Origin of the sequence: Streptomyces sennicomposti, assembly GCF_019890635.1 — a bacterium.
Classification (GTDB): domain Bacteria; phylum Actinomycetota; class Actinomycetes; order Streptomycetales; family Streptomycetaceae; genus Streptomyces; species Streptomyces sennicomposti.
The window spans coordinates 62,572-69,265 of record NZ_JAIOAB010000040.1 but is presented as its reverse complement, the minus strand read 5'-3'; the positions used below and the strand labels follow the sequence as shown (position 1 = coordinate 69,265).

Here is a 6,694-nt window from a genome sequence, read left to right as displayed (position 1 = left end):
TCCTCGGCCTGATCGCCGTCGTCCTGCTCTCCACCGCGCTGTCGCTGCGCGCCCGGCTCAAGGCGCAGCGCGAGCGGCGGCCCGACGCCAAGGGCGTGGAGCCGCTGATGGCGGCCCGCGCGGTGGTCTTCGGCCAGGCCAGCGCCCTGGTGGCCGCGCTGGTCGCCGGGATGTACGGCGGCACCGGCGTCTTCCTGCTGGAGCTCCTCGACATCCCCGCCCGCCGCGACCAGGCCATTTACGCGGCGTTCTCGGTCCTGGCCGGCCTCGCGGTGATAGCGGCAGCCCTGTTCCTCGAACGGGTCTGCAAACTCCCCGAGGACGACGACCAGAACCACGACAACGCCCAGCCGGCGGCGTAACGGTCCCTCCCACGCCCGCGGGCGTCCGGCAGGACGAGTGCCGCCCGGCGGCCGGGCCGGCGTCGCCGGGGCGCGTCAGCGGGCCATGATCAGGCTCATCGCCTCGTTGCGGGTCGCCGCGTCGCGGAGCTGGCCGCGGACCGCCGAGGTGATGGTCTTCGCGCCGGGCTTGCGGATGCCGCGCATGGACATGCACATGTGCTCGCACTCCACGACCACGATGACGCCGCGCGGCTCCAGGATCTCCATCAGCGAGTCCGCGATCTGCGTGGTGAGTCGTTCCTGCACCTGCGGGCGGCGGGCGTAGACGTCCACCAGCCGGGCCAGCTTGGACAGGCCCGTGATCTTGCCGCTGGCGGACGGGATGTACCCGACGTGGGCGACGCCGCGGAACGGCACGAGGTGGTGCTCGCAGGTGGAGAACACCTCGATGTCCTTCACCAGCACCATCTCGTCGTGCCCCAGGTCGAACGTCGTCGTCAGGACGTCCTCGGGCTTCTGCCACAGCCCCGCGAATATCTCCCGGTACGCCCGCGCCACGCGCGCGGGGGTGTCGAGCAGGCCCTCGCGGTCCGGGTCCTCGCCGACCGCGATGAGCAGCTCGCGCACGGCGTTCTCGGCGCGCTTCTCGTCGAACTCGCCGATGGTGCCCTCGCCGTCCAGCGTCACGGGGTCGGTCATCTGAAGCCTCGTTCCTGTGTGTCTCATCAGCGGACATGCGAAATGCCGCGCCCCCCAGGCTAGAACCAGGGGGACGCGGCATCCATTCCGGGGCCGGGGCGGCTCGCGCCGCCCCGGTCACGCTCCGGTCAGCTCTCCGGGCGGTCCTCCGGCGTCTGCTCCGCGGCCGGGGCGGACTCCGCCGCCGTCGACTTCACGGTGCTGATCGCCGCCGCCGAGCCGTTCGCACCGTTCGTCAGAGCCAGCTCCTTGGGGGAGAGCACCGGCGGACGGGTGGACGGCGTACGGCGCGAGGAGCCGGTCCAGGCGGGCCGCGGCGGACGCTTCACGATCGGCGCGAAGATCTCCGCGATCTCCTCCTTGCCCAGGGTCTCCTTCTCCAGGAGCGCCAGGACGAGGTTGTCGAGGACGTCGCGGTTCTCGACCAGGATCTCCCAGGCTTCGTTGTGCGCGTTCTCGATGAGCTTCTTGACTTCCTCGTCCACCAGCGCGGCGACCTCTTCCGAGTAGTCGCGCTGGTGCGCCATCTCACGGCCGAGGAACGGCTCGGTGTTGTCGCCGCCGAACTTGATCGCGCCGAGCCGCTCGGTCATGCCGTACTGGGTGACCATCGCGCGGGCCGTGGCGGTGGCCTTCTCGATGTCGTTGGCCGCGCCCGTGGTCGGGTCGTGGAAGACCAGTTCCTCGGCCGCCCGGCCGCCCAGCATGTAGGCGAGCTGGTCGAGCATCTCGTTGCGCGTGGTGGAGTACTTGTCCTCGTCGGGCAGGACCATCGTGTAGCCGAGGGCACGGCCGCGGGACAGGATCGTGATCTTGTGGACCGGGTCGGAGTTCGGCGAGGCCGCCGCGACCAGGGCGTGTCCGCCCTCGTGGTACGCGGTGATCTTCTTCTCCTTGTCCGACATGATCCGGGTCCGCTTCTGCGGGCCCGCGACCACGCGGTCGATCGCCTCGTCCAGCATCTTGTTGTCGATCAGCTTCTGGTCGCTGCGGGCCGTCAGGAGCGCGGCCTCGTTCAGGACGTTGGACAGATCGGCGCCGGTGAAGCCGGGGGTGCGGCGGGCGACGGCGGCCAGGTCGACGTCGGGCGCGACCGGCTTGCCCTTCTGGTGGACCTTGAGGATCTCCAGACGGCCCTGCATGTCGGGGCGGTCGACCGCGATCTGGCGGTCGAAGCGGCCCGGACGCAGCAGCGCGGGGTCGAGGATGTCCGGCCGGTTGGTGGCGGCGATCAGGATGACGCCGCCCTTCACGTCGAAGCCGTCCATCTCCACGAGCAGCTGGTTCAGCGTCTGCTCGCGCTCGTCGTGACCGCCGCCGAGGCCGGCGCCGCGGTGGCGGCCGACCGCGTCGATCTCGTCGACGAAGACGATCGCCGGGGCGTTCGCCTTGGCCTGCTCGAACAGGTCGCGGACCCGGGAGGCGCCGACGCCGACGAACATCTCGACGAAGTCGGAACCGGAGATCGAGTAGAACGGCACGCCCGCCTCGCCCGCGACGGCGCGCGCGAGCAGGGTCTTGCCGGTGCCGGGCGGGCCGTAGAGCAGCACGCCCTTGGGGATCTTGGCGCCGACGGCCTGGAACTTGGCCGGCTCCTGCAGGAACTCCTTGATCTCGTGGAGTTCCTCGACGGCCTCGTCCGCGCCGGCGACGTCCGAGAACGTCGTCTTCGGGGTGTCCTTGGTGATGAGCTTGGCCTTGGACTTGCCGAAGTTCATGACCCGGGAGCCGCCGCCCTGCATCTGATTCATCAGGAACAGGAAGACGACGACGATGAGGACGAAGGGCAGCAGGGACAGCAGGACGCCGACGAAGGCGTTCTGCTTGGTCGGCGAGACCGTGTAGCCCTTCGGGATCTGCTTGTCCTGGAACTTGGTCTGCAGCGTGTTGGCGATGGTCACGCCCTGGTCGCCGATGTAGCTCGCCTGGATCTTCGAGCTGCCGTCGACCTTCTGGCCGTCCTTGAGCTCGACCTTGATGGTCTGCTCGTCGCCGGTGGTCAGCTTGGCCTGCTGGACCCGGTTGTCATTGATCGCCGCTACGACCTGGCCTGTGTCCACCGTCTTGTAGCCGCCGGACGAGCCGACGACCTGCATCAACACGACCACGGCAAGGACGGCCAGCACGATCCACATGACCGGCCCACGGAAGTATCGCTTCACGTCCATCCATACGGAGCGGTGCCGCCCCGTCCCTCCTGCCATAGTGAGTTTGATAAGACAGTTCTTCTGACGGTACCCCAGCATTGTGGCCCGAAGCCGCACGGGAGAGCCGGCGTCCCCGTCTGCATGCTCCAACGGCTCCGGTGCCGCCGGGGTTCCCGATCACCCGTACGGGGCGGGACCGCCCGGGTCAGCCGCCGTAGACGTGGGGGGCGAGCGTACCGACGAACGGCAGGTTGCGGTACTTCTCGGCGTAGTCCAGGCCGTAGCCGACGACGAACTCGTTGGGGATGTCGAAGCCGACCCACTCCACGTCGATGGCGACCTTCGCGGCGTCCGGCTTGCGCAGCAGCGTGCACACCTTGAGGGAGGCGGGCTCGCGCGAGCCGAGGTTGGACAGCAGCCAGGACAGGGTCAGCCCGGAGTCGATGATGTCCTCGACGATCAGGACGTGCCGGCCCTTGATGTCGGTGTCGAGGTCCTTGAGGATCCGCACCACGCCGGAGGACTGGGTGCCCGCGCCGTAGGAGGACACGGCCATCCAGTCCATGGTGACGGGGGTGGACAGGGCCCGGGCCAGGTCGGCCATGACCATGACCGCGCCCTTGAGCACGCCGACGATCAGCAGGTCCTTGCCCGCGTACTCCGCGTCGATCTTCGCGGCCAGCTCCACCAGCTTCGCGTCGATCTCTTCCTTGGTGATGAGCACCTGCTGAAGGTCGGCACCCATGTCTTTCGCGTCCACCCGCATCACTTTCGGTCGGTCGTCCCACCGGCTGTTCCGGCCCTCCCCGCCGGGGAGGCCGGCCGTCCGGTACGCCCCCGAGGGGGGTGACCGGCGCCTCCCCGGGAGGAAGGATTCAGCCTTGCCGAATCACCAGTCTGCCACCCTGCCGCCGAGCGACGACTTTGCCCGGGAGGTTGATGGCCCCCTGACCGCGCCAGCCGGTGATCAGCCGGTCGACTTCCTCGATGTGCCGGGCGAACAGGGAACCGGCCGGGGCGCCGGCCTCGATGGCGGCCCGGCGCAGGATGCGGCGGCGCACGGCGGGCGGCAGCACGGACAGCTTGGCGCACTCCAGCCGGCCGGCGTCGTCGCGGACGGCGGCGTCGGCCTGGCCGGCCCAGGCGTCCAGGGCGTCGGCGTCGTCGCGGGAGAGCTGCGCGGTGCGGGCGAGGGCCTCCACGACGCCCTTGCCGAGGGCCTTCTCCAGGGCGGGCAGGCCCTCGTGGCGCAGCCGGGAGCGGGTGTAGGCGGGGTCGGCGTTGTGCGGGTCGTCCCAGACGGGCAGGGACTGGACCAGACAGGCCTTGCGGGCGGTCTGGCGGTCGAGGTGCAGGAACGGGCGCCGGTAACGGCCGCCGGCCCCCGAGACCGCGGCCATTCCGGACAGGGAGCGGATGCCGGAGCCGCGGGCGAGCCCCAGCAGTACGGTCTCGGCCTGGTCGTCGCGGGTGTGGCCGAGGAGGACCGCGGCGGCGCCGTGGCGTTCGGCGGCGGCGTCGAGGGCGGCGTAGCGGGCGTCGCGGGCGGCGGCCTCGGGGCCGCCCTCGCGGCCCACGGTGACGGCGACGGCGTCCACCGGGTCCAGGCCGAGTTCGCGCAGCCGCTGGGCGACCTCGCCGGCCCTCAGGTCGGAGCCGGTCTGCAGGCCGTGGTCGACGGTGACGCCGCCGGCCCGGATGCCGAGCTTGGGGGCCTCGAAGGCGAGGGCGGAGGCGAGCGCCATGGAGTCGGCGCCGCCGGAACAGGCGACGAGGACGAGCGGGGAGGGGGGCCGCTCGCCGGAGCGCTCGTGGGGGGCGGGCGGGTGCTCGTGGGCGGTCTGCGGGCCGGGGGCGGGGCGTGCGGCGGCGTCCCGGCCGCGGCCGGGGGTCGGCACGCCGGGCGGGCGGCCGGCACAGCGCGCGGCCCGGGGGGCGGGGGCGGCGTGCCGCGCCTGCGCGCCGTAGGTCTGCCGGGCCGCGTGCGCGGTCTGCAGCTCGGGGCGGGGCGGGTCCGCGTCGGGCGCGGTCCGCTCGTCGAGGATGTCGTTCAGGACGCGGCGTACCGCCAGGCGTATCGCCGCGACCGCAGGATGGGGACCCATGTCCGGTTCCCTTCACGGAGTTTTCGGGGGGTGAGCCCGAGATCGGTCACTCAGAGTGTGTCGATGGTGACAGAAACGGGCCGTTCCCCGAGCATCGCACGCCTATCCATTGCCTACGGTCCCTCGGACGGGTGATTGGAGGGGCGTTCGCCTGCCGTCGGCCGGATTCGGTTCGCCCCGTCCGTACGCGAGTTCCTACTCGCCCTTGCGGTGCACCCGTGCGACCCAGTCCGCCGGTTTGGCGATCTCCGCCTTGGTCGGGAGGGTGTTCGGCGAGGTCCACACGCGGTTGAAGCCGTCCATGCCGACCTGGTCGACGACCGCGCGGACGAACCGCTCGCCGTCGCGGTACTGGCGCAGCTTGGCGTCCAGGCCGAGCAGCTTGCGCAGGGCGCTGTCGAGCCGCGAGGCGCCCTTGGCGCGGCGCTGCTGGAACTTCTCGCGGATCTCCGCCACGGTCGGCACGACCTCGGGGCCGACGCCGTCCATCACGTAGTCGGCGTGTCCCTCCAGCAGGGACATGACGGCGGTGAGGCGGCCGAGGATCTCCCGCTGCGCGGGGGTCTGCACCAGTTCGACCAGGGACCGGCCGCCGTCCTCCTCCTCGCCCTCGGGACGGCCGCCGACCAGGGACTGGGCGGCGTCGCGGATGCGTTCGAGGAAGGCGGTGGGGTCGACGTCGGTCTCCGACAAGAACGACTGGATTTCGCCCTCGAGGTGGTCGCGCAGCCAGGGGACGGAGGTGAACTGCGTCCGGTGCGTCTCCTCGTGCAGGCACACCCACAGCCGGAAGTCGTGCGGCTGGACGTCGAGTTCGCGCTCGACGTGGACGATGTTCGGGGCGACCAGCAGGAGCCGGCCGCCGCCGTTCTCCCCGGCGGGCAGTTCGCGGGTGGCCGGGGCGAAGGTCTCGTACTGGCCGAGGACGCGGGAGGCGAGGAACGACAGCAGCATGCCGAGTTCCACGCCGGTGACCTTGCCGCCGACGGCGCCGAGGACGGCGTTGCCGGGGGTCCGGCCGCGCCGCTGCTCCATCTTGTCCAGCAGGGGCTTGAGCAGTTCCCGGAAGCCGGCGACGTTCGCCCGGACCCAGCCCGGGCGGTCCACCACCAGGACCGGGGTGTCGTGGGACTCCTCGGAGCCCAGGCGGGTGAAGGCGCGGACGTGCTCCTCGGAGACCTTGGCGTGCCGGCGCAGTTCCGCGACGACCGCGCGGGCCTCGTCGCGGCTCACCTCGGGGCCCGGCCTGACCAGCCGGGTCGCGGTCGCCACCGCGAGATTCCAGTCGACCATCCCGGGACTTGCGGCACCACCGATGCTCGTCATGCGTCAACGGTACGTGAGCGCCGCCGCTTGGGGCAGGCTGTGGACGGCGGGGTGCTGCCGCCCGGGGCGCGAC

6 protein-coding genes are annotated in these 6,694 nt (G+C 71.5%); 1 reads left to right on the top strand and 5 read right to left on the bottom strand.

Annotation, left to right across the window (positions count from 1 at the left end; translation table 11 throughout):
* The coding region (locus tag K7787_RS21480; protein ID WP_223002599.1) for a DUF3180 domain-containing protein at nucleotides 1–362 on the top strand (362 nt) is incomplete at its 5' end.
* A gap of 75 nt (nucleotides 363–437) precedes the next feature.
* Here K7787_RS21480 and folE read toward each other — a convergent pair.
* From folE to K7787_RS21455, 5 genes are all read right to left on the bottom strand, one after another.
* Nucleotides 438–1,043, bottom strand: a complete 606-nt coding sequence (folE, locus tag K7787_RS21475) for a GTP cyclohydrolase I FolE (RefSeq protein ID WP_009189873.1) — start codon at nucleotides 1,041–1,043, stop codon at nucleotides 438–440.
* A 128-nt stretch (nucleotides 1,044–1,171) separates the two neighbouring features.
* The gene (ftsH, locus tag K7787_RS21470; RefSeq protein ID WP_019982534.1) at nucleotides 1,172–3,211 is read right to left on the bottom strand and encodes an ATP-dependent zinc metalloprotease FtsH; all 2,040 of its coding nucleotides are present in this window, start codon (nucleotides 3,209–3,211) and stop codon (nucleotides 1,172–1,174) included.
* Nucleotides 3,212–3,395: 184 nt separating this feature from the next.
* The gene (gene hpt, locus K7787_RS21465) at nucleotides 3,396–3,956 is read right to left on the bottom strand and encodes a hypoxanthine phosphoribosyltransferase (protein ID WP_037725102.1); all 561 of its coding nucleotides are present in this window, start codon (nucleotides 3,954–3,956) and stop codon (nucleotides 3,396–3,398) included.
* A gap of 109 nt (nucleotides 3,957–4,065) precedes the next feature.
* Complete coding sequence (tilS, locus tag K7787_RS21460; protein ID WP_223002598.1) at nucleotides 4,066–5,295, bottom strand: tRNA lysidine(34) synthetase TilS; 1,230 nt, start codon at nucleotides 5,293–5,295, stop codon at nucleotides 4,066–4,068.
* A 195-nt stretch (nucleotides 5,296–5,490) separates the two neighbouring features.
* On the bottom strand, nucleotides 5,491–6,621 hold the full coding sequence (locus tag K7787_RS21455) for an Rv3626c family coenzyme F420 biosynthesis-associated protein (RefSeq protein WP_009189870.1): 1,131 nt from the start codon (nucleotides 6,619–6,621) through the stop codon (nucleotides 5,491–5,493).
* Nucleotides 6,622–6,694 lie beyond the last annotated feature (73 nt).